Genomic DNA, 20,766 nt, shown 5'->3' on the forward strand with positions numbered 1-20,766 from the left:
AATCCAGTAGATCTACCTCAATAAAACCAACGAATCAGGCGCTCCTCTCTTAAAAAAAACGAATGAGCTGCGTTTTCTTTAGTATTGCCTTTTTTCCAAGTTACGGAAGTTTATTTTCATGGTAGTTTATCATTTAAATGGGCGATGAAAAATCGAATTTTAATAATTAACGTCAGTAGGTCTGAAAACAAGTGGATAAGTTTATTCAATTTAGATACCCCCTATCTTGTATTAGTGTTAGGAACTAACACTAATAGTAGTATTTGTTGGCGGGGGAGATTTATTCTTTCCCTTTTTTTATTATCTTGTTCCGATCTTCCATTTGAGGAGGTTCCTCAAACCATCCATGTTTAATCTTAAGCTTAATTCCCTCTTGACCATAAAAGTAAACATCCTTGGCTATTAATGTTGTTTTTAAAGCAATATCATTCCTCATACTAAAAAACGTTCCAAAACTGCTTCCAACAATCCCGAATCCATTTAATAAATAAATACAATGCATCATTAATCTATCTGAAAATGCCGGAGATGTAGAAGTTGTCACGGTACTTCCAGAAGTAGCCGAAAATTGCACATCACTCTCTAATAGAATATCCTCTGCAATTTTGATTTGTTTTTTCGCTAATTCTTTGCCTTTTACCAAGTACCTCTTAACGTCATCATTTTGTGCACTTTGTGCAAAACCAGTAATCAATTGCATGCCAATATTATTGACTTCTATCATATGATGAAGGAAACCAATTTCAATATCATTTAATGCTCGTTTTTCTGATAGTGGGTTAAATCCACTTAAATAACTTTTGTTCTCGATAAATTCTACGCTCTTCGGCATGGTCACTTTTGGAGGAAGAGTTAATATTCCTTTGTCTAGTAAATATAGAGTAGAGAGCTTATATATTTTTTGAGTTACTGTCGTTAAGCCCTCATAAATCTCCATCACTTTGTCGTTATAAGCCATATTCATATTGATGGTGTACATCCCCATGCTTACTTCTTTTAATAAGCGGATGAACATGATATCAAAGCCATTATCATATAGTTTTGGTGCTTCTAAGTTCACATCTCCAGAGGTATATCCAAACGGTTTGACCATTCCTTGGTCTTCAAACAACTTTTCCATCTTTAAAACATAAAAATTAAGCTCTTGCCATAGACCACCCATTATGTTTCTTGCCTCTTTGTCATCTGCTTTCTCAATAAAATACTCCAGCATTCTCATGATCATGGTTTTTTCTTCGTATGTAAGCCAGAGTGTTCCAACCTCCGAAGAACTAATCGGATTTGTTAGTATCAAGCTTTTCCCTCCAATTATAAAAAATAAATCTAAATTTGATTACTTTTAGTTTTCCAAACTTCTAAATATCTATGAATTGTTTGATATAAGGAAAGGCTGTTTGTGTAAACGAATTTGGAATTAAACCATAGCTAAATTCTTTATTTCCTTTAAATAGCAACAATGTTTGAGAAAAGCCTTTGGAAAAGATTAAAGAATAGAAAAGAATTATAGTACTTGAAAAAAGTTTATCTTTATATGAAAGATCGGTATATCCAATTGTTTGTTGAAAGGCTGATGATAAGATTAGATAAGAAAGGATTCAATTTGCGTATCACTGTCTATTCTTTCATCGTGAAAAAAATAGGATAAAAGACCCAACTCTACATAAAATTACAGGTGCACAAAGGTTTTTATGCATGTTATATTGTACTCACACGGTACGAAACAAACAGAAATAGGGCTAATAGATACTACTTGGGGAAGTACTCAAGTGGCTGAAGAGGCGCCCCTGCTAAGGGTGTAGGTCGGGCAACCGGCGCGAGGGTTCAAATCCCTCCTTCCCCGCCATACTATGGGAATGTTTTGGTATCGACAGGGATAGTTTGAGCTTATATTGCGAGTCGAGTCGATCATCTCGTTAAAAAGGTCAAAGCCAATATAACTGGCAAACAACAAAACAACTTCGCTTTCGCTGCCTAAAAACAGTTGATTGCGGTTCCTTCCTCCATCGTCCATGTGGTAGGATAAGGGACTAAGAGATTGTGGACTACGCCGGATTCCAAGTCTGTGGGATACGGAAGAGAAATTCAGACTAGCGGCTTCCATGCCAGTCAGTAGGCTAAAGAAGCAGGCGAAATTCAAGTGACTGACTACACTCGTAGACGTATAAGTGGCGATGTCTCTGCACATGGGTTCGACTCCCATCATTTCCACCAACTATGCTTGCCGTAGGGTGAAAATCCTTTGGTGAGCACCAAAAGCAGCATCAGTCCTGCGATGTTCGTTATCCTTATATGTTTTTAACCGTAAGAATGATGCGGGATTCCTAGATGAATTGGTGGATGTCATGCTGGCGTAGATCGGAAGGCAGAAGTCAATATGCGGAAACCCACCTGCGAGGAGCGGGTATATAAAGCATCTGGGGAAAAGGGCATAATGGGATTGATCCAAAATAAATGTGGAGTTGTACCCAAGTGGTCGAAGGGGCTGCATTGGAAATGCAGTAGGCGTGCAAGCGTGCGAGGGTTCGAATCCCTCCAACTCCGCCATACTTACTTGAATAATATCCAGATACCTACATAAAATAATTCCTACATTGGGTTATAGCCAAGCGGTAAGGCACCGGACTTTGACTCCGTCATGCGCAGGTTCGAATCCTGCTAGCCCAGTATAAATGAAGAATTGCCGAACTCTTGATTGAGTTCGGTTTTTTTACGACCCCAATGCCCTTAAATACTGATACAGTACACGTAATGAATTTGCTTTTCGTAGAACAAAGTGAATGGTAATGTTGGTATAGTTCATCAATTTTCACTTGTTGCAAATTTTTGTCATATGATAAACAAACAATTTTTTTTGGTGGAAAGTTTCCCTACGGAAACATTGTTTGATTACAGAATGAGTAAAAAAGCTTCATTTCTCAGCCAAAAAATGGAAAAGGATTTTGTATAAAGGAAGGGAGTAAAAAACATGATGCAGAGTCCGAGAATTAAAAATAAAATTTTAAAATACTCCATTTTGTGCAAAACCTTCGGAATTATGAATGAAAATGAATACCAGCAAATTATCCATCACCTGCAATTTAAAAACCAATATTCAAAGGATTAAAATTATGGTGTGTTATGGATGAATAGGAGGAATCCCTAGAATGGCCGCTAGAATTACGGACAAAGGGATTTCTTCCTTATAGTCTATAGAACATCTAGAAGAAAAGAAGGTTAAAATAGATACCAAGACGAACAGCTGTCAAAATTTAAGATTGCATGCGCCTTAAATAAATGCCAAAATAACGAAATTCAGGTATAGTAAAGATATTAATGATAGTAAGTGATACTCTTGTTATGCAAAAACTATTTACCATCTCCTACATATTCGTATCGTGAAAGGAAGTCATCATTAATGAAGCGAATGAATCAATATATTGAGAATGTCTTTACAAACCAAGATGATGTATTAATGGAAGTCCTTAGATCGATAGAAGATAACGGAATGCCATCGAAATCCGTTTCTCCTACCTCTGGAAAACTCTTGACGATGCTTGTCTCTATTTCAGGTGCCAAAAATGTACTTGAAATAGGTGCACTTGGTGGCTATAGCGGAATTTGTTTGGCAAGAGGATTCGGAAAGGAAGGAAATTTAACGTCCCTGGAGTTAGAGGAACAGCATGCAAAGTTGGCCCATGAAAATTTAAAAAAAGCTGGTTTTGCGGAGCAAGTTTTCTATTTGACCGGTCCAGCCTTAGAAAGCCTAGAAAACCTTGTAGAAACTAAAACCAGATACGACTTTTTTTTCATTGATGCAGATAAAGTAAATTACATAAACTACCTAAATTATTGCATCAAATTGGCGGAGCCAGGTGCAATAATTGTTTCTGATAATGTCCTAGCAGGAGGTAGTGTCATCAGTTCCGATGTAAAACAAAAGAGATATACGGAAACGATGAAGGAATTCAACCATTTTGTGGCGTCTCATCCTCAATTAGAATCGCTACTCATACCACTAGGGGATGGCTTAACAGTTTCAAAAGTAAAAACAGTATAGGAATCGAAACCCAACGTAAGTAATATTCTGATGCGTTGGGCTTTTTTTATTATAATCCTTTCCACCTCATACTTAAGTCGCAAAATTTTACAACAACTCCATATTTAATAAAAATAAACGAATATTTCCATCCTATTCCGAGATAATAAACCTGACTAATTTTGAAAGGAGTTTTAAAAATGAAATGGTTAATGGTTTTATTATCAGGAGTCTTTTTATCTTTTTATTCAACAGGGGTGTTTGCACAGGACGAGTATAATTGTGATGACTTCTCAACAAAAGAAGCGGTAATGGAGTTTTGGTACGAGAATAATTATAGTGCAGAAAATGATCCGAATAATTTGGATGGAGACGGTGACGGATATCCTTGTGAAGTTACCTCTGAAGAGTTTACAAATTATGCCGCAGACCGTGAAACAGCAGAAGAGAATGGTGATACTACAGATGAAAATGGCATGATCGGAGAGGCTCTTCCATCTACCGCAACAAACCATGTTTCTAGTATTTTTGCGGCGGTGGGTCTTGTAATTAGTGGCGCTTTTTTCTTCTTCCGCTATCGAAAAGTGAATGAATAGGGAAGCATAGGCGGCAGGAGAAATCCTGTCGCTTTTATTAGGAGAGGATAAAAGATGATAAAACGAGTGATCGGAATTTGTTTGATGCTCCTCGGTCTATCAATGGGAGCCTATCATTTTATCGTATGGCAGATCGGTCATTCTGCTGCCGAGAATTTAACAATGGCCGAAGTCCAACACTACAAACGTGAGGTTCTGTCTACCCAAAAAGGGAAAGATGATTGGAAACCGTTTCTCATCAAACCCAGCACGGAAGTTGATCATACGATTGGGGATGAGGTGGCATCATTGGTCATTCCTAGTGTCGAAATGAAATATTCGGTCTATTGGGGGACAGATTCAAATGTTCTTAAGAACGGGGTTGGGATGTATGTCAGTCCAAGAACCACGGCCCCCGATGGTGGGGGCCATACTGTAATGAGTGGACATCGTGATACTGTATTTTATCGATTGAAATATTTAAAAGAAGGCGACTCTTTACAAGTAGAATATAGAGATTCAATTTATACTTATCAGGTTAAGAAAATTTGGATTACAGATGCGGAAGACCGGTCGGTTATTGTTGATAAAGAAAAACCAACCCTTACCTTAACAACTTGTTATCCTTTTCAATATTTTGGAAATGCGCCACAAAGATATATTGTTCAAGCTGAACTTCAAGGAAAACGTGATGTTTAGATTAAAGAGAAAATTCGGCAATTGCTAACAAATTGTGAAAACTATTACAAACATGTGATAAATTCCTTCTTTTTCGATATAATAGACAGTATTGTAAAATAGTAAATGGATTGGTTTGCACAGGAGGAACATTTTAAATGAAAGCTGAAGGATTTTTTCATGGTATAGATGGAGCGGAACTTTATTATCGCTCGTTTTTTCCTAAAGGACAGCCTAAGGGAATTGTTCTAGTTCTGCATGGTTTCGGTGACCATAGTGGGGGAATGCAAAACATCTGCGCAAGCTTGGTGAAAAAACACTTTCTTGTCTATGCCTTAGATTTGCGTGGCCATGGAAGAAGCTCTGGTAAACGAGGTTATATACGAAGTTGGAAGGAATTTCGTGGTGATTTACACGAGTTCAGAAGATTTGCCGTAACCGAGCAACCTGAATTGCCACTTTTTATTGTTGGTCATAGTATGGGTGGAGTAATTGCGCTTGAATATGTAATAGACCACCAAGAAGGTTTAGACGGTGTTGTCGCGATTTCACCTGGTATCTCATATGAATTGACCCGATTTGAGAGAATCGGGGTGTACTTGTTAGGGAAAATCAAACCCGATTTCCCAATAACCAAGTCAGGTAATTTCCCACTAGATTCAAAAGATCCAACCTTACGGGAAAAATACAACCCGGAAGGTCTTCGCCATAATACGGCTACTCCGGGATTAGGTAGAGGCTTAATGGAGGCTGTTTCACGGATAGTAGAAGAAGCGGAAGAAATTAAGACTCCCTTTCTATTGCAGTATGGGTTAGATGATAAAATCACGCCTCCAGCCAAGTTGAGGCGGTTTTATAACCAGGTTTCTTCTGAGGATAAAATGTTAGTTGAATATAATAATACAAAGCACCGCCCATTTGATGAAGTGGGGAAGGATAAAATGTTACTCGACTTAACTGGCTGGTTAGACCAAAAAGTCCTAGAGAAACAAAGAATTTTTTATAAATCAGCAGGGCGTTTATAAGTCATTTATGATAAACTTGTAAAGGGAAAGAATTGGCCGGGATTTAACTTATCCTGGTTTTTTGTTTGTGGGGATGAAAAAGTAGTAATTTTATGTTATTTTTACTACAAGCAATAGGGTTATAGTAAAATAAGCTTGGGATCGTTAGAAAATTAAGTTGTGGAGGATTTTTAGGTGACGTACCAACTAGAAGAGAAGTTTAAAATGTTTGCGTTGAATTCAAACCAAAAGCTAGCGAAAGAAATGGCCGACCTCTTAGGCTGTAAATTAGGGAAGTCCTCGGTTTCAAAGTTTAGTGACGGGGAAATTCAAATACATATAGAAGAAAGTGTTCGGGGAAGTGAAGTTTATGTTGTTCAATCAACGTCTAACCCTGTAAACGAAACCATTCTTGAACTCTTAATTATGATTGATGCATTAAAGCGTGCGTCAGCAAGTAGGATCAATGTTGTAATTCCATACTTTGGCTATGCGCGTCAAGATCGCAAAGCGCGTTCACGTGAGCCCATTACCGCGAAATTAGTGGCCAACCTTTTAGAAGCGGCTGGTGCAACCCGTGTCATCACAATGGATCTCCATACGGCTGCAACACAAGGATTCTTTGAGATCCCGGTTGAACATTTGATTGGTGTTCCAATTATCTCACAGTACTTTATGGATAAAAAGCTAGAAGAAGTCGTAATTGTGGCGCCACATGGCGGCAGCATTGGGCGAGCTCGAAAAATGGCAAATCTTTTGGATGCCCCACTAGCGCTAATTGATAAACGTGATGTAGAAGAAGTCCATGTAATTGGGAATGTGGAAGGCAAAAATGCGATTATTATCGATGATTTAATAGATACTGGAGCAACCATTACAGCCGCAGCAAAAGCGATTGCAAAAGCCGGAGCAAAGACAGTCTATGCTGGTTGTACACATGCGGTGTTGACTGGAGAGGCTGTTTATAAAATTGAAGCGTCTCCGATTAAAGAATTGGTCGTCACCAATACGATTGATTATCCAAAAGAAAAAGAAAGCAAGAAAGTTACAACCATCTCGGTTGCTCAGTTACTGGTAGAGGCAATTGACCGTGTTCACAATGAAAAAGCAGTTAGCCCATTATTTGAATAAAATTCAACTGAATTTAACGAGAGGATTATTTGTTAACTAACATTAGTCCTCTTCTTTTTTTTTAAGTGTTTAAATATTTGAAAAAGTCTAGCGGTAATAATGGAATCGCATTTAAAAATGGAAGAACTTTTTAAAAAAATCGACTGATTAAGGGGATTTGCTGTTGCCTGATATTATCCCAAATGAATAAAGAATATAGTAGACTTGTTGGTGAAATTAGTTATTAATATAAATAAAAGGGGGGATACATGATGATCGGATTGAAAATGAATGAAAAAGAAATAGAAGTTGAAAATGAACAGTATGTAACTTCAATCGTTATAAACCGAAAGGGCGAAGGGCATGACCACGGAGAACCTAGACTCCGTTGTGCAGTTTCGATTAATCTTCATGTAAAGGAAACAGGGAATGAATTAAAATTAAGAGCAAATATTTACTGGGATGCAAAATATCCTAAAACACATTTCTTTTTCACAGGTGGTAGTTTAAAAAACTTTATTTATGAGCAAGGTCATACATATGAAAACTTCAAACTGTACTGGGATAAAGTCAAACGACTTGCTTCAAATGTGTTTTCGGATGAAGAAATACTAGATTATCAAAAAAAGATGTTGAATACAGTGGAAGTATAGGAGGGACTTATACTGTTTCGTTCATTAGAAAAAAGTTTTGTTCATTTAAGCAAACTCGCCAAATCATAAACTTAAACCATTTTTTATACTATCAAATACATGGGACCGTTCGTTTGGCGAGTTTGTTTATTAAAACTCATATGTCTAAATTTTCTCGATTAAATCGTCGTTACAACTTCTCCAGTACGAATGGAATAAAATCACGATACTGGTCAATATGATAATCTGCTTCAATCGCTGGATTTTGAAAAGAAACAGTTTTGATGCCTAGCTTGCGCGCCGGAATCAAATCTAAATCACGGTCGCCAACGACCAAGTCAATCTGATGGCGTTCCAACACATATTCGTAAGAAGCACTGTCGGGTTTCCGTATGAATCCCTGTTCCTCCACCGCGACAACCTCTTTAAAATATTTCAACAGATTAAATTTTTCAAGTAGATAAACTGTAGATTCTTTATCACGGTGCGTTACGATAATATTGTCATCTACATGTGATAATACATCCTCTAAGTTCTCGAAAGGTTCGCTGGTGTTCTTTGCATAATCATTATGCAATCGTTGATATTCAGGACGTTGATTTTCATCAATGCTATAATGTTTAAAAGCGGTTTTAGAGTCTTTCTTTAACCATTTTAAAACCTCATCACGATCTAAATCCTGTCCACTTAAAGCAACAAACCCCTCGACCAGGGAAGGGTAGGTATTAAATAAAGTACCATCAAAATCCCAAAGTATATTCATATTAACCTCTTTTCTTACTGACTCTTTCTAATAGGCTGGTTGTTAAAATCGTTAAGCCTTATAACGCAATAGCTAGCCATATGTATGTTTAAATTAAGTTCGCAAGCGCTCATGATAAATGAAGCTATTTTACTGTATAACTTAGCTCATTCAGTCGTATTTTACGTTCTAAAGGAACAACGTTTGAGAAAGCCTTCTAAAAATATTAGCTTACTATTGATTGCTTATGAACGCAATGTAAATCTGGTTATATAAAAAGCCTAAAAGGTTACAAACATTCAGCAAATAAGACATCAGTTAGATCATTTTTTCGGTTAACCTTAAATACTCGTCAATCGCAGCAATGGTTGGTTGAAGCGATGTTTCCCAAAATTCTTTTTCGGTGATGTCTTTTTCCAAATAAGTTGATACTAAATCTTCGACCGTCATTCTACCTGAGTTTTTTAATAGTGCATCGTATTGTTCAACGAACTTAGTTCCATGTTCTTTTGCTAACGCATAAATACCGTTGCTGAACAGATATCCAATGGTATACGGGATGTTATAGAAGGCGAGTTTGGTACTGAAAAATTGCGGAATCGTCATCCATAAATAAGGATTGCTTTCGGCTAAATCATCGCCATATACGTCTTTCAGCATGCTATCCATTAAAGCGGATATTTCTTTTCCAGTGATAGGTCCCTGTTGTCTCAGCTTATATAATTTTTGTTCAAATTCAAACATCGCCGGAACCATAACTTGATATTTTAAACCATTTAAGATTTTCATCTCTAATAAAGCAAGTTTTTCATCATCACTCGAAGCTTCAGCAATTGCTGCATCTAGTACCAAATTTTCCGCAAATGTGGAGGCGGTTTCGGCTACACTCGTACTGACTTCCTGTGTAAACGCCGGTTCATCTCGTAAAATATGGTTATGATACGCATGTCCAAGCTCATGTGCAATTGTAACAACATCTTGATAACTATCAGTGAACGTTAAAAAGATGCGACTCTCTTTGTGCAATGGCAAATATGCACAGAAACCACCATGCATCTTTCCTTTGCGATTTTCAGCTTCTATCCAACCTTCATCAAATGCTCGTTCGGCAAATTCCCCTAGTTTTTCACTAAACTGATAAAACTGGGTAACAATAATGTTCCTTGCATCCGAGTAGGTCACTTGGGTACTGGTAGGGAAACTAGGTGCTTCCGTATCATACCAAGCTAAACGGTCTAGTTTCATGACTTTTGCTTTTCGATTGAAAAATTGATAGGCAATATCTAGGTTCTCTTTAATCGCTGAAATCATCGCTTGTACACTTTGTTCATTAATTCTGTTTGCTTGCAACGATTCTTGTAACACATTGGTCCATCCGCGTTGTTTATAGACATCGAGCCTAAATCCATAGATGCGGTTGAGGACGGTTGCAAAGGACTCGGAGCGTTTCTTTAAACCATCTACAATCGTTCGAGACGTTTTCTGGCGTAATGAACGATTATTCGAAAACACTCCATAGCTCATTGCTTGACCAAGAGATATTTCCTCTTCTTTTCCATCTTTCTCGATAAGGAAACGTAGATCGCCCATCATTTGTTCGTAATAATCCTCCCAAGCAACGAATCCATTAACAGACAGCTCGGTTATGATTTTTTCTTTTTCAAAAGGCAATTTTTTAAGAAGCTGTTGTTTATGTTCCGTTAAATAAAAGTTGTATGCTTTTACTTGTTGATGATTTAGGAGTTGACTCCATTGTTGTTGTGGCAAATTTGCCAATTCAGCATCTAATTCCAACAACAATGCATCCATACCTGCCTTTATGGTTGCACTCTCATTGATTAATTTCGTTATGTCGGGGTCATCTTGATTGACGGAGTAAAGACAAATTAAATATTCATCAAGCTGAAAAGCAGCTAATTTACACTGTTGAATTCCATCTAAGAGCGTGACGATTTCCTCAACTGATTGATCATTAGCTATAGATCGAATCCTTTTTTTGAAACGAGGTAAATCGTGTTGTAATGTCGTAATTAACGTATGTAAGTCTTCTGATTCTTTCCCACCAGGGTAAAGTCGATCAAGGTCCCAATTTTCTTTTGGTTTGATTTCCATTTACAGTCCTCCTAAACAGCCGTATTCAATAATTATAGAATATTATTAATCTTCTTTCGAATGATTGGCATAATTTCACTCGATTTTCCAGTAAACATGTTTGAAATGACCTAATTTTTATTTTTTTGATTTCAACTTGACTATTCTGGGTATTAAAAATGCAGATAGGGGAAGTGAAGATAAGGAGTTGACTTGGAAATCATGTTTACATTATTTGATATCATCAACGAATTTATTTTATCCATCTACTCTGGGCATAACGTTTTAAACACAAGAAAGATTAATAGCAATATAGAAAAGTTGAGAAAATACGAATGGTTTGAAGAGCTTTATCATAATCAAAAATATCATCGGTTGTTTCATATCAATCGGAAAATCAGAAGTCATTTACAAAGTAACTCATGAGTAGAAAGATATATGAAGAGTAAACGGGCCCAAAAGAAATTGGTCCGCCTTTTAGATAAACAATTTCATTTCCATTTTTAAATGGCTGCTTTTTGTATGATTGTTGTTTAAAATCTAAAGCCGATTTTAACCAATAATTGTCATTGGGTAGGTTGAGATAAAATTTGTATGCTCTTTCCTCATGAATCAAGTTCTCTTTGGTATCACATCGTTCATTCATTCGTCTTCAAAAGCAACAAAGTTTGGGAAAAAGGCCAATAAGTAAAACTTGATGGTAGGACTCCGATTTTTAGGGTTCTTTTTTGTGCTTAAAAACATTGTTACTTTCCATGACAGAAATCGATACAGATTAGACTTAAGGTGGTAAGGTTGCTATAAGATCTTCTAATTTTTGGTGAAGGAACCTAATTAAATGAGCATATGGATTTTTTTACAGTCACAATTTTTTTTCGTTTATAAAATGAATGGGAGGAATGAATATGGAGAAACAAAGTGTCTTTTTTATTCCAGACGGTGGATTTAGTGTACAGAAAGTAGTTGAAATGACTCACTTTGCAAGTTTATTTGAAGACGAGATTTTCATAAAAAAAAATAACATAATGATGAATGCGAAGAGTATTTTAGGAGCGATGAGTATGCTTGTCTCTGCGAAGAAAGGTGCAAAGTTTTCAATAATTGTCCGAGGAGAAAATTCTGATAAAATCTTGCAGCAAATAGGTAGTTTTATTAATAATCAACCTGTTTCTGATCACGACCTCAGTCTTTGGGAGCAAGAGGGGATAGATCATGTGACTCAAGCTTTAATAGAATCCAAATCTTGTTGGAATTCGGCCGTACACAATGTCGCTAAATCTTATTTAACGATGAAGAAGATATATTAATGATATAACTCGGAAATTCAAGGTCAAACCTTGGACTTCTGAGTTTTTTTGTTTAGTAGTCATTTTTAATAACTAGTACCATTTTCACATAATCACAGAATTCTCAAGGGTCATGAACAGTAAAAACAATCTCCCTTTCAAATTCAATTGTTAACATCCAATCTTTATTTCTCCCTAAAAGTCCAATATGAAGTTTTACCCTTTGTTGGTAATAAAGATCAAACAAGGGAAACAGTGCATTTTCTCACTATGTTCTTTTAAACGATAGCTTCCGCTCCCACCAATAATGGTATAAACCCTTCTCTTATATAAAAATTTTGAATTTACAGAATATAATTCACAAAACCTAGTAAAATTTAAATAGGACAACTTGCTGTATAAGATGAAGTGTTACGTAAAATTTAAAAGAAAAGAGTGATTACATGCGTTTAGAAAACAAAGTTGCAATTATTACAGGTGGCGGGGGTGGAATAGGACGAGCGACTGCCCTTCGGTTTGCTAAGGAAGGTGCTTGTGTGATGGTGGCCGATTGTTCAGAAGACTTTGGAGTGAATACGGTGAACCTCATTAAAGAAATTGGGGGCACAGCAGAGTTTGTTCAAGTGGACATGACCCAACCTGTAGACGTTCAAAACATGGTTCGTCTAACAGTGGAGAAATTTGGAAAACTCGATATCTTGTTTAATAATGCGGGGGTAAGCAGCGGGGAGAAGAAAATCCCGGATGTTTCGTTGGAAGAATGGCAAGATGTTTTTGACGTAAATACAACAGGAGTGTTCCTTGGCTTGAAATATGCCATTCCGCAAATGATAGATGGTGGGTCGATTATTAACACAGCTAGCATCGCTGGTATAAAAGGACAGAAGTTGGTGGCTGCTTATTCAGCATCTAAAAGTAGTGTGATTGCATTAACAAAAACCGCTGCAACGGAATTTGGAAAACAAAACATTCGTGTAAACGCTATTGCACCTGGAATCATTGAAACGAATATGGTAGAGGATTGGAAGAAAACCAAGAAATGGCCGATCCTTTCCACCGCAAACGCCTTAAAGCGAATTGGAAACCCTGAAGAAGTAGCGAATTTGGTTCTTTTCCTTGCTTCCGATGAATCATCGTTTATCACTGGTGAGACGATTGTGATTGATGGCGGAACACTGAATTTGTAGAATAATACAAACACATAAAAAATATTTATTTTTTACCTATTTGTTTGCGAATAGGTATTTTTTTGTAAAGTGGAAATTTTATAGTAAGAAGATGAACAAACCAAAGTGTAGTTATAAATAGGTAATTGTACTCGTGACGTTTGAACGTGAATTTTCAAAAGCTAATAAGAGGATTCACTTCTAACACGAAGAGTCGGAAAATTATAGATATTCATAAAAATAGCAGCTATAATTGAATAGTGGTTCATTTTTATAGGGAGAGAGGGGTTAAAATGATTGCAAAACAAACTATGAGTTTAAACAACCAACTGGTTTCATATTTTGATATAGGCTCCAAAGATGCGCCTCCAGTTTTACTTATTCATGGTGTACCAGAATCAAGTATGCTTTATAAACACATTATTCCCGAAATTACTTCCTTAGGTTTTCGTGCGATTGCGCCAGATTTACCGGGATTTGGTCAAAGCGACCGTTTTCCATACGAGGCCAATTGGGAAAATTTTGTCGCTTTTATCAGTGACTTTACCGACGCTTTAGCATTAGAGAAACTTCATCTAGTCGTTCATGACTGGGGAGGAATGATTGGTTTGCGTTGGGCTTGTGACAACACCGAAAAAATTGAAAGTCTGATTATCAGCGATACATGTCTGGTACCAGGGTACACTTGGCATCCGCTCGCGAAAAAATGGCGTACACCTGATTTAGGTGAAAAAGTGGTTGAAGCGATGGCGAATAAAAAAGCATGGATGACCAGTATGAAAAAAGAGATTCCTTCGGTCGACGAAGATATTCTCGAAGATTTCTTCCGGATTTTTGAAAAGGATGCAACACGAAAAGTGATTTTAGAATTGTATCGCTCAGCTAATCGTCAATTAATTGAACCGTATCAAACACTATCAAACATTAAGAGTCATGTCACGATTCTTTGGGGAGAGAACGACCCCTATATTTCGACGGAGTTTGCATATAAAACACGGGATGAGCAGTTCACCCAGGCGAACGTCCACATCATTCCGGATACGGGCCATTTTATTCATGTAGAAGCACCTAAACAAGTCATTCCCTATATAAAGGATCATTTTCAAACCGTATTAAATCTACAAAAATAAGCTATTAAAGGTCTATTATTAAGGGGGGATTAAAATCGGACGACTAACAGGAAAGGTAGCTGTTATTACAGGCGGAGCCGGTGGAATTGGAAAGGTGACTGCTGAAAGGTTTCTTCAAGAAGGAGCAAAAGTTGTTTTAGTAGATTTATATGAAGAATCGCTTCATGAAGTGAAAAAACATCTAGATTCATATGGTGATCTTATAACAGTTCCAGCGGACGTTACCAAGGAAGAAGATGTGAAAAACTATGTAAATCAGACGGTCGAGACTTTTGGCCAGATTGACGTATTTTTTAACAATGCTGGGGTTGTTGGGAAAATTGCCCCGATTCCTGATTTAACTGTTGAGGAATTTGATCAAGTTATGAATGTGAATGTACGTGGTGTATTCCTTGGATTAAAACATGTCCTTCCAATTATGAAGAAACAAAGGGAAGGAAGTGTCATAAATACTTCTTCAGTGTCTGGGTTAAACGGCACACCAAAAATGGCTGCGTATATGGCATCGAAACATGCGGTGGTTGGCTTAACAAAAGCTGCTGCACTTGAAGTCGCGAAAGCAAATGTACGTGTCAACTCGATTCACCCTTCACCGGTACATACTCAAATGGCACGTGATCTAGAAGAAGGTTTAAAAGTGGACGAGGATCGATTGGCCAAAAGTATTCCACTAGGACGCTATGGTGATGCGAGAGATGTCGCAAATCTAGTAGTATTTCTCGCTTCGGATGAAAGTCAATTCATTACGGGTGTACAGTATCGTGTCGATGGAGGAATGGGTGCTTTATAGGCCAAAATTTGGAGGTCAAGATGAATTTAACTCATACTAGACTGTTAGTTGAAGACTATCAGGAGTGTTACCGTTTTTATAAATTCCTAGGATTTCATTGTACATGGGGAGATGAAACATCCAATTATGCACAATTCCAAGTTGGCAATACATTGCTAGCAATATTTGATAAAAATCAAATGTTAGACGATCTTAACGAAAAAAAGGATGAAACAGCAAAGAAGCCTTTAAATGAAGTCGTGTTAATTTTTGCTGTTGAAGATGTCGATGAAATATATGAATCGTTAAAATCAAAAGTTTCTTTTCTAACAAAACCACATGATCGCAAGGACTGGGGAATCCGCGTAGCTCATTTTCGAGATCCAAATGGTACACTGATTGAAATCAATAAAAATATAACCAATTGGTGAAAAAATAAGCAAAACCATTTCCTTTCGTAGCTCAATAACTTTTACATGATGACAAATGACTCTGACATACGTCACTTTTTATCTGTATACGTATTTTATAAGAATTGGTCTTAAGAAATCACCCAAAATATAAAGCCCGCCATTAAGGCGGGTAAGTTGAATTAAATATTTTTTGGACTCTAACAAGCATATATCGAAAAGTTTATAAACCCCAATCGGATTTTAATATCATCTTAAGAAACTCTACTTGTTCATTTCCAATTTTTTTCGCAATCTTTTCCTCAAGCGATGCTTTCAGTGCTTCATTTTTTCGATAACACTCTTCTCCAAGAGGGGTTAAACGAATGCATTTTTCTTTATTGTTGTTTTTGACGTTCTTAACTTCAACTAGACCTTTTGATTCTAGTTTTTTTATGAATTTATGTGTCGCTTGCCTAGTAATATCAACGTTTTTACTTACATGAGCGATTGTTGGTTGTCCACCAGTTATTCGTGACATGATGTACCATTCGGAATTGGTAATATAAATTTCACTATTTTCATTCCATAAATTCTCAGAGATTTTCCGGAGTGCACCGTGGCGTTCACTGATTAAATCAATTAAATCTAAGTTCTTTAATATTGGATTCAAGCCTTTCACTCCAATGCTATTTCAATACCACCAATATACAAAAAACGTATTAGGGTGTCAACATAGTTGACATCCTATTTGTTTAAAAAGAATACGTATTGCAAATAGATTTATAAATGTAATCCAACGGATGAGGTAAAGGGAAAGTTGTAAAATAGTTTGGTAGATGCATGGGATACTGTTTATGTAATAATTTTGCCGTTTAAGTACTAAACGCGCAATACAAAAAGTTTAGGACAAAAATAGAAGGACCACCAATACGGTGTTCCTATATAGACTAAACCTGCTTGCTTATCAATTTTAAAATACGGTCATGAACTTCATCTACTGAGATGTTCAAACAGATGGCTAATTCTTTGAAAAGAATTGCTTGTGTTGTACTTAATAGTTTTTGGTCCCGTTCGTATAATTTCTTATCTTTCTGCTCCGCTTCTAGCTTTTTACGAAATAGTGTATTTACTACCTTTGCGATTTCCTTCCGGTTCCCACTTTTGACTATATCAGAATAGGTGGTATTACGTAAGTTTGCGTTGTCATTCCAGCTTACTCCTGGTTGTTTGAACGATTCAAGTATTTCATTTGCTTCATCTTGATCAAGCAAATTCATCATGATTACTTTATCATTGTTAACCGGAGTGCTAATGGTTAATGGAGGATTATTTTCCATAGGGTGTAAGACGTAATACATCCTTGTGATACCTGAAATGGTTTTCTCGCAAATATCATCAATTTTGCAAATCCCGTGTCCCGAGTAGATGATCAGATCTCCAATATTAAACATTTGGTCACTCCCGATCTCACAATGTCAACTAAGTTTACAATACCTCATTTCAATATAATTGACAACCAAGTTGACTTTGAAGTTTGATAGATACGAGAATGAACTTTTAAAAGAATTAAAGAAATCAGGGCTACATTGAAATTAGTTATATCAGCTACTTCACTGTTCTTCTAGTCATTAGAATGAACAAATAATAAGAAGAAGCTAATACATAATACAATGTTCTATCTATTCTTGAAATCTTGGTGTTAAAATAATCCAACCGAAGACGCTTCCATGTTCCACAGATTTGTATGAAACACAGAAGCGTCCTCAGTTTTAGCTTAGTTTTTAAAAACGTGTTGTCCAATGACGGCGGTTGTTTGCCTAGAATCTAACCAACGATTCGTTGCAATGGATGGATTATAAAAGAAGACAGCGTCGTTCGTGATGTCTTTTTGATCCGATAATGCAGTATAAACGGCCTTTATAGACTCGTCATCTGCAGGTTTGTTAATTGCACCGTTCGAAACTGGTTGAAATTGCCCAGGAGCATAGATTACGTTTCTAACAGTATCAGGGAAGTGACTGCTTTCAACGCGGTTTAAGACCACTTCAGCAACGGCCACTTTCCCTTGAAAAGGTTCTGTTTGAGCCTCAGCTCGTACTATTCTTGCAAGTAAATCAATTTCATCTTTAGAAAAATTGATCTCTGGTGATTGTTTACTTGCCAATTTGGTTTCAGGTGCTTTTACTGTTTTTGTTTTTTTATCTGCATTACTTACTTTTAAGGATTCACTAGCTTTATTGGCCGTCTGTTTCTTATCCATATGAACGGTATCCCCGACATAGATTTTATCCAAGTTGTTAATGTGGGGGTTAGCCTCAGCTAACTCCTGAAGAGTGATTCCATTGTCATGTGCGATCTTCGACATGGTATCTCCTTTTTGTACGGTATAAGCAAATGCTGGTGAGGCGATAAAGAATGTTGCTAGTAAAGTTACGACAGAAAATAGTTTTTTCAATTTTAGTCCTCCTAGTTGATTGGGATTTGCTTTGGTAAGCTTGTATCTCAATCTATTTCTATGAGTAGATAAAATTGAATAGTATTAGAATAGTATTACAGTTTCTTTACATACTGAAGACACATCTATTTTGTTTGTAATATGGAAAGGAAACCCAACAACTAAGCTCTTTATTATTTTTAGGAATTAACCAACTCAATCGAAACCATGTTTTTTCTGTTTTTCTAAGAAAATGTTGGCTATTAAAAGGCTAGGTATTAAAAAGTGAATGGGGGAATTTTTCTGTGTAAACATCTCATTCACATTCAATATAAACTACCACTAAAAGAGTCTTTCCTAGATTGCTCGATTCTAAAAAGAGTTTGGAATTGTTTGGAAATGGTTCGTTGGAATGTGGAAAAGCCCATGTTCATACGATACGATAAAGGAATAATTGCGGGGGTGATGGGCTGAAAAGGTGGGTAAAGGCTGTTATTCTTATCTATCTTTGTCTCCAGTTTTTTGGTAGTTTTCTCGCCGTTGGTGCTCTATGGACAGGGGCATTGGAAAATTGGTGGTCTTTTATTTCTGAAATCGAACTGTTTTTATATTATTTTTTGGCCGGAGCAATTGGAGGGTCACTCCGCCATCTTTACATGTTTTGTGTACATTACATGAGAAATGAATTAACAAATCCTCGTGAATGGATTATGTATATTTTTTACCCAATCTTTGCAACGGGTACAGCTGTGATTGCGGTTACACTAATTCAAAGTGGTGTGTTAATGATAGAGTTTGTGGAATACGAAAACACACCATATGGACCGATTAGTATTGCGTTTTTAGTAGGTTTTGGGTTCAATCGGTTTGTTAATAAACTGAATGCTGTTTCCAAGGATCTTTTTCAACCAAAAGAACCGCTGAATGATAAAGAGGTAGAGAAATGAACTACAACTCTGAAAAAGTTGGTTAAATAACACAGTAAGAACAATATTTTTCATATATGAAGGGTACAAATCGCGAATCGTTTTGTACCCTATTTTTATTGATTCATTTGCTATTTTCGCATATAAACACAATTTCAATAACGTTATGCTGAAAAATTGCCGTGTTTTTAAAAATGAAAACCAGTTTTTAAAAAAGGTAAGCTCCTGATACGCACTAAATTACAATCAGCTGTTAAATGATTAAACCACTATAAACCATACCAATATTTATGACCATATGAAAAACAATGCTTGGATAAATGCTATTTGTCTTTATGGTAATTGTTGCGTATATGACTCCGGCAATTGAGATGAGCAAACAAAAGAAAAGTGAGAAACCAATGGCTAAGTGGAGAAGACCAAATCCAACACTTGTCATTATAATTGCAAGAAATGAAGATGTATGTTGCATAAGCGAGGAGAGCATGATTCCTCTCCAAATGAGCTCTTCAAAAACTGCGTTTATCAACGTAAAAAGTAAACAGAAGAAAAATAAAGATAGGATAGAATCTAGATCTTTTTGAAGGATAAGAAACAGGTATACAACAACATTGACAACAATTCCAATCACCCAAAACGTAAATGTATCTATTTTATGAAATGGGAGTACGATTTGATTTTTCCAATTAGGTTTATTGTTATACCAAGTAATTTTTTTATTATATATTAAATGGTTAATAGAAACTGCGATTATAATAAAAGCAAGAAATAGGCGATTAAGAATAATTCTTACTTCTTTTGTTATATCGAGGGTTTCTACTGAATTAGCAAAAAACAAAAAAATTGCATAACCAATTAAAAATGAGAACAGCAATGAAATCATAAATCGCTTTTCTTTATTAGTGAAAAATAAACTTACAAAACCAATTATCGTAATGTAGGATAAAACCCATTGTTCGAAGGAGACAAGTACAATTCCAATAAAAAATAAAGCCGCAAGAATCACTACCAGCGACCATTCCCCCTTTCAATCCTTTTCTTGCTAAAATTATACAACATTTTCCAATGAATGTTTGCATTTAGAATGAGTGAGTACCAAATTTATTTAAGTATAAAACACGTAATTTTCTTAATAAAACAGAGAATCCCTCAACAATCATAGGAGGTTTACTGTTTTTGGAAAGCGAACCAAAACTCACACATTGCAATATGTTCCTGTATATGGTTTAATGGTAGATACGATTTTTTGAATGTTAACGAGGCGGCGAGCCTCTTGAATAGAACAGATTTATATACAATTATTTAAAGGAGGAAAGATCGATGGGTATTGTTGTAGTCGAAATTTGTGATGGCAATTTAATTACGCAAATTAATTTGGAAGAAATACTTGAAACAGAATATCCAGAAGTGGCTGTATTAGAAAACACTTGTCTTTCCTTTTGTGGAATGTGTGCAAAACGGCCATACGCAATTGTCAATGGAAAACGCATTTTTGCAAAAACCCCGGAAGAGTGCGTAGTTAAAATTAAAGAACAAATTGAAGCTGAATTAGCAATTTATGCTTAAGTTTCATGTGGTATTACTAAATGGAGAAAAGAGCGGCTGGTAAAAGTGTATGTTAGATGTTTCAAATGGATATCTCTATAAATCAATAGATAGAGGTGGGGAACTTAATTCTCCTCCTCTTTTTTGTGGTGATTGTTTTCACCGCTTTAATAAATTTATAAGTCTGGTTTTCCTTTATTTTTACTAGTATCATCTCAATATATTTAAATGGGTGGTGATTTTTTTCAGCAAGAATGGTGAGAAAAATCAC

21 protein-coding genes, 3 tRNA genes and 2 other RNA genes are annotated in these 20,766 nt (G+C 36.2%); 19 read left to right on the top strand and 7 right to left on the bottom strand.

Translation table 11 applies throughout. From position 1 onward, the window contains the following. Nucleotides 1-280: 280 nt before the first annotated feature. Nucleotides 281-1,294: a DUF3231 family protein gene (locus M3182_RS24535; protein WP_251560435.1), complete on the bottom strand. Its 1,014-nt coding sequence runs from the start codon at nucleotides 1,292-1,294 to the stop codon at nucleotides 281-283. 458 nt (nucleotides 1,295-1,752) lie between these two features. Between M3182_RS24535 and M3182_RS24540 the strand changes: the two genes are divergently transcribed. The 11 genes from M3182_RS24540 to M3182_RS24590 all read left to right on the top strand — a co-directional run bounded on the left by M3182_RS24540 (nucleotide 1,753) and on the right by M3182_RS24590 (nucleotide 8,035). Further along, a tRNA-Ser gene (locus tag M3182_RS24540) sits at nucleotides 1,753-1,843 on the top strand. 6 nt (nucleotides 1,844-1,849) lie between these two features. Next, nucleotides 1,850-2,211, top strand: a transfer-messenger RNA (tmRNA) gene (gene ssrA / locus M3182_RS24545). Nucleotides 2,212-2,261: 50 nt separating this feature from the next. Beyond that, nucleotides 2,262-2,442: non-coding RNA, 6S RNA (gene ssrS / locus M3182_RS24550), on the top strand. Between the two features lie 13 nt (nucleotides 2,443-2,455). Continuing rightward, a tRNA-Ser gene (locus tag M3182_RS24555) sits at nucleotides 2,456-2,544 on the top strand. Nucleotides 2,545-2,592: 48 nt separating this feature from the next. Continuing rightward, nucleotides 2,593-2,664, top strand: a tRNA-Gln gene (locus tag M3182_RS24560). A 730-nt stretch (nucleotides 2,665-3,394) separates the two neighbouring features. Next, the gene (locus M3182_RS24565) at nucleotides 3,395-4,036 is read left to right on the top strand and encodes an O-methyltransferase (protein WP_251433427.1); all 642 of its coding nucleotides are present in this window, start codon (nucleotides 3,395-3,397) and stop codon (nucleotides 4,034-4,036) included. 179 nt (nucleotides 4,037-4,215) lie between these two features. Beyond that, nucleotides 4,216-4,611, top strand: a complete 396-nt coding sequence (locus M3182_RS24570; RefSeq protein WP_251560437.1) for an LPXTG cell wall anchor domain-containing protein — start codon at nucleotides 4,216-4,218, stop codon at nucleotides 4,609-4,611. Between the two features lie 54 nt (nucleotides 4,612-4,665). Continuing rightward, on the top strand, nucleotides 4,666-5,289 hold the full coding sequence (locus M3182_RS24575) for a class D sortase (protein WP_251560439.1): 624 nt from the start codon (nucleotides 4,666-4,668) through the stop codon (nucleotides 5,287-5,289). 137 nt (nucleotides 5,290-5,426) lie between these two features. After that, nucleotides 5,427-6,293: an alpha/beta hydrolase gene (locus M3182_RS24580; protein WP_251560441.1), complete on the top strand. Its 867-nt coding sequence runs from the start codon at nucleotides 5,427-5,429 to the stop codon at nucleotides 6,291-6,293. A 174-nt stretch (nucleotides 6,294-6,467) separates the two neighbouring features. Continuing rightward, nucleotides 6,468-7,403, top strand: coding sequence for a ribose-phosphate diphosphokinase (locus M3182_RS24585; protein ID WP_349775476.1), 936 nt, complete (start codon nucleotides 6,468-6,470; stop codon nucleotides 7,401-7,403). A gap of 248 nt (nucleotides 7,404-7,651) precedes the next feature. After that, complete coding sequence (locus tag M3182_RS24590; protein WP_251560443.1) at nucleotides 7,652-8,035, top strand: hypothetical protein; 384 nt, start codon at nucleotides 7,652-7,654, stop codon at nucleotides 8,033-8,035. A gap of 169 nt (nucleotides 8,036-8,204) precedes the next feature. Here the strand turns inward: M3182_RS24590 and M3182_RS24595 are convergent, their stop codons facing one another. Further along, on the bottom strand, nucleotides 8,205-8,777 hold the full coding sequence (locus M3182_RS24595) for an HAD-IA family hydrolase (protein WP_251560445.1): 573 nt from the start codon (nucleotides 8,775-8,777) through the stop codon (nucleotides 8,205-8,207). A 297-nt stretch (nucleotides 8,778-9,074) separates the two neighbouring features. Continuing rightward, nucleotides 9,075-10,868: a M3 family oligoendopeptidase gene (locus M3182_RS24600; protein ID WP_251560447.1), complete on the bottom strand. Its 1,794-nt coding sequence runs from the start codon at nucleotides 10,866-10,868 to the stop codon at nucleotides 9,075-9,077. 192 nt (nucleotides 10,869-11,060) lie between these two features. On the opposite strand from M3182_RS24600, the gene M3182_RS24605 reads away from it, so the two are divergent. From M3182_RS24605 to M3182_RS24630, 6 genes are all read left to right on the top strand, one after another. Beyond that, nucleotides 11,061-11,273, top strand: coding sequence for a hypothetical protein (locus M3182_RS24605; RefSeq protein WP_251560449.1), 213 nt, complete (start codon nucleotides 11,061-11,063; stop codon nucleotides 11,271-11,273). Between the two features lie 479 nt (nucleotides 11,274-11,752). After that, complete coding sequence (locus M3182_RS24610; protein WP_251560451.1) at nucleotides 11,753-12,154, top strand: HPr family phosphocarrier protein; 402 nt, start codon at nucleotides 11,753-11,755, stop codon at nucleotides 12,152-12,154. 422 nt (nucleotides 12,155-12,576) lie between these two features. Continuing rightward, a complete protein-coding gene (locus M3182_RS24615; RefSeq protein WP_251560453.1) occupies nucleotides 12,577-13,320 on the top strand; it encodes an SDR family NAD(P)-dependent oxidoreductase in 744 nt (247 codons plus the stop codon). Nucleotides 13,321-13,592: 272 nt separating this feature from the next. After that, the gene (locus tag M3182_RS24620; RefSeq protein WP_251560455.1) at nucleotides 13,593-14,429 is read left to right on the top strand and encodes an alpha/beta fold hydrolase; all 837 of its coding nucleotides are present in this window, start codon (nucleotides 13,593-13,595) and stop codon (nucleotides 14,427-14,429) included. Between the two features lie 34 nt (nucleotides 14,430-14,463). Beyond that, nucleotides 14,464-15,219, top strand: coding sequence for an SDR family NAD(P)-dependent oxidoreductase (locus M3182_RS24625; protein ID WP_251560468.1), 756 nt, complete (start codon nucleotides 14,464-14,466; stop codon nucleotides 15,217-15,219). A gap of 20 nt (nucleotides 15,220-15,239) precedes the next feature. Beyond that, entirely contained in the window at nucleotides 15,240-15,629 is a 390-nt protein-coding gene (locus tag M3182_RS24630) for a VOC family protein (RefSeq protein WP_251433394.1), read from the top strand. 202 nt (nucleotides 15,630-15,831) lie between these two features. Here the strand turns inward: M3182_RS24630 and M3182_RS24635 are convergent, their stop codons facing one another. The 3 genes from M3182_RS24635 to M3182_RS24645 all read right to left on the bottom strand — a co-directional run bounded on the left by M3182_RS24635 (nucleotide 15,832) and on the right by M3182_RS24645 (nucleotide 18,045). Further along, complete coding sequence (locus tag M3182_RS24635) at nucleotides 15,832-16,260, bottom strand: MarR family winged helix-turn-helix transcriptional regulator (protein ID WP_251433391.1); 429 nt, start codon at nucleotides 16,258-16,260, stop codon at nucleotides 15,832-15,834. Between the two features lie 277 nt (nucleotides 16,261-16,537). After that, nucleotides 16,538-17,041, bottom strand: coding sequence for a CarD family transcriptional regulator (locus tag M3182_RS24640; protein ID WP_251433388.1), 504 nt, complete (start codon nucleotides 17,039-17,041; stop codon nucleotides 16,538-16,540). Nucleotides 17,042-17,364: 323 nt separating this feature from the next. Beyond that, nucleotides 17,365-18,045 carry a cell wall hydrolase gene (locus tag M3182_RS24645; protein WP_251560457.1) on the bottom strand — a complete coding sequence of 227 codons (681 nt, stop codon included), beginning with the start codon at nucleotides 18,043-18,045 and terminating at the stop codon, nucleotides 17,365-17,367. A gap of 653 nt (nucleotides 18,046-18,698) precedes the next feature. On the opposite strand from M3182_RS24645, the gene M3182_RS24650 reads away from it, so the two are divergent. Then, nucleotides 18,699-18,971 carry a hypothetical protein gene (locus tag M3182_RS24650; protein ID WP_251433384.1) on the top strand — a complete coding sequence of 91 codons (273 nt, stop codon included), beginning with the start codon at nucleotides 18,699-18,701 and terminating at the stop codon, nucleotides 18,969-18,971. Nucleotides 18,972-19,203: 232 nt separating this feature from the next. Here M3182_RS24650 and M3182_RS24655 read toward each other — a convergent pair whose 3' ends face one another. Beyond that, nucleotides 19,204-19,956: a CPBP family intramembrane glutamic endopeptidase gene (locus M3182_RS24655; RefSeq protein ID WP_251433382.1), complete on the bottom strand. Its 753-nt coding sequence runs from the start codon at nucleotides 19,954-19,956 to the stop codon at nucleotides 19,204-19,206. 314 nt (nucleotides 19,957-20,270) lie between these two features. Here M3182_RS24655 and M3182_RS24660 point away from each other — a divergent pair, with 314 nt between their 5' ends. Beyond that, on the top strand, nucleotides 20,271-20,516 hold the full coding sequence (locus M3182_RS24660; RefSeq protein WP_251433380.1) for a YuzB family protein: 246 nt from the start codon (nucleotides 20,271-20,273) through the stop codon (nucleotides 20,514-20,516). Nucleotides 20,517-20,766 lie beyond the last annotated feature (250 nt).

Origin of the sequence: Mesobacillus maritimus (assembly GCF_023715205.1) — a bacterium.
Classification (GTDB): Bacteria; Bacillota; Bacilli; order Bacillales; family Cytobacillaceae; genus Mesobacillus_B; species Mesobacillus_B maritimus_C.

Excerpts from the sequence above, each read along its gene's own strand:
- M3182_RS24660 (WP_251433380.1), top strand. The coding sequence starts at position 20,271 with ATGGGTATTGTTGTAGTCGAAATTTGTGATGGCAATTTAATTACGCAA.
- M3182_RS24620 (WP_251560455.1), top strand. The coding sequence starts at position 13,593 with ATGATTGCAAAACAAACTATGAGTTTAAACAACCAACTGGTTTCATAT.
- M3182_RS24590 (WP_251560443.1), top strand. The coding sequence starts at position 7,652 with ATGATGATCGGATTGAAAATGAATGAAAAAGAAATAGAAGTTGAAAAT.
- M3182_RS24650 (WP_251433384.1), top strand. The coding sequence starts at position 18,699 with ATGAGAAATGAATTAACAAATCCTCGTGAATGGATTATGTATATTTTT.
- M3182_RS24600 (WP_251560447.1), bottom strand. The coding sequence starts at position 10,868 with ATGGAAATCAAACCAAAAGAAAATTGGGACCTTGATCGACTTTACCCT.
- M3182_RS24580 (WP_251560441.1), top strand. The coding sequence starts at position 5,427 with ATGAAAGCTGAAGGATTTTTTCATGGTATAGATGGAGCGGAACTTTAT.
- M3182_RS24640 (WP_251433388.1), bottom strand. The coding sequence starts at position 17,041 with ATGTTTAATATTGGAGATCTGATCATCTACTCGGGACACGGGATTTGC.
- M3182_RS24565 (WP_251433427.1), top strand. The coding sequence starts at position 3,395 with ATGAAGCGAATGAATCAATATATTGAGAATGTCTTTACAAACCAAGAT.
- M3182_RS24615 (WP_251560453.1), top strand. The coding sequence starts at position 12,577 with ATGCGTTTAGAAAACAAAGTTGCAATTATTACAGGTGGCGGGGGTGGA.
- M3182_RS24570 (WP_251560437.1), top strand. The coding sequence starts at position 4,216 with ATGAAATGGTTAATGGTTTTATTATCAGGAGTCTTTTTATCTTTTTAT.
- M3182_RS24595 (WP_251560445.1), bottom strand. The coding sequence starts at position 8,777 with ATGAATATACTTTGGGATTTTGATGGTACTTTATTTAATACCTACCCT.
- M3182_RS24575 (WP_251560439.1), top strand. The coding sequence starts at position 4,666 with ATGATAAAACGAGTGATCGGAATTTGTTTGATGCTCCTCGGTCTATCA.
- M3182_RS24610 (WP_251560451.1), top strand. The coding sequence starts at position 11,753 with ATGGAGAAACAAAGTGTCTTTTTTATTCCAGACGGTGGATTTAGTGTA.
- M3182_RS24630 (WP_251433394.1), top strand. The coding sequence starts at position 15,240 with ATGAATTTAACTCATACTAGACTGTTAGTTGAAGACTATCAGGAGTGT.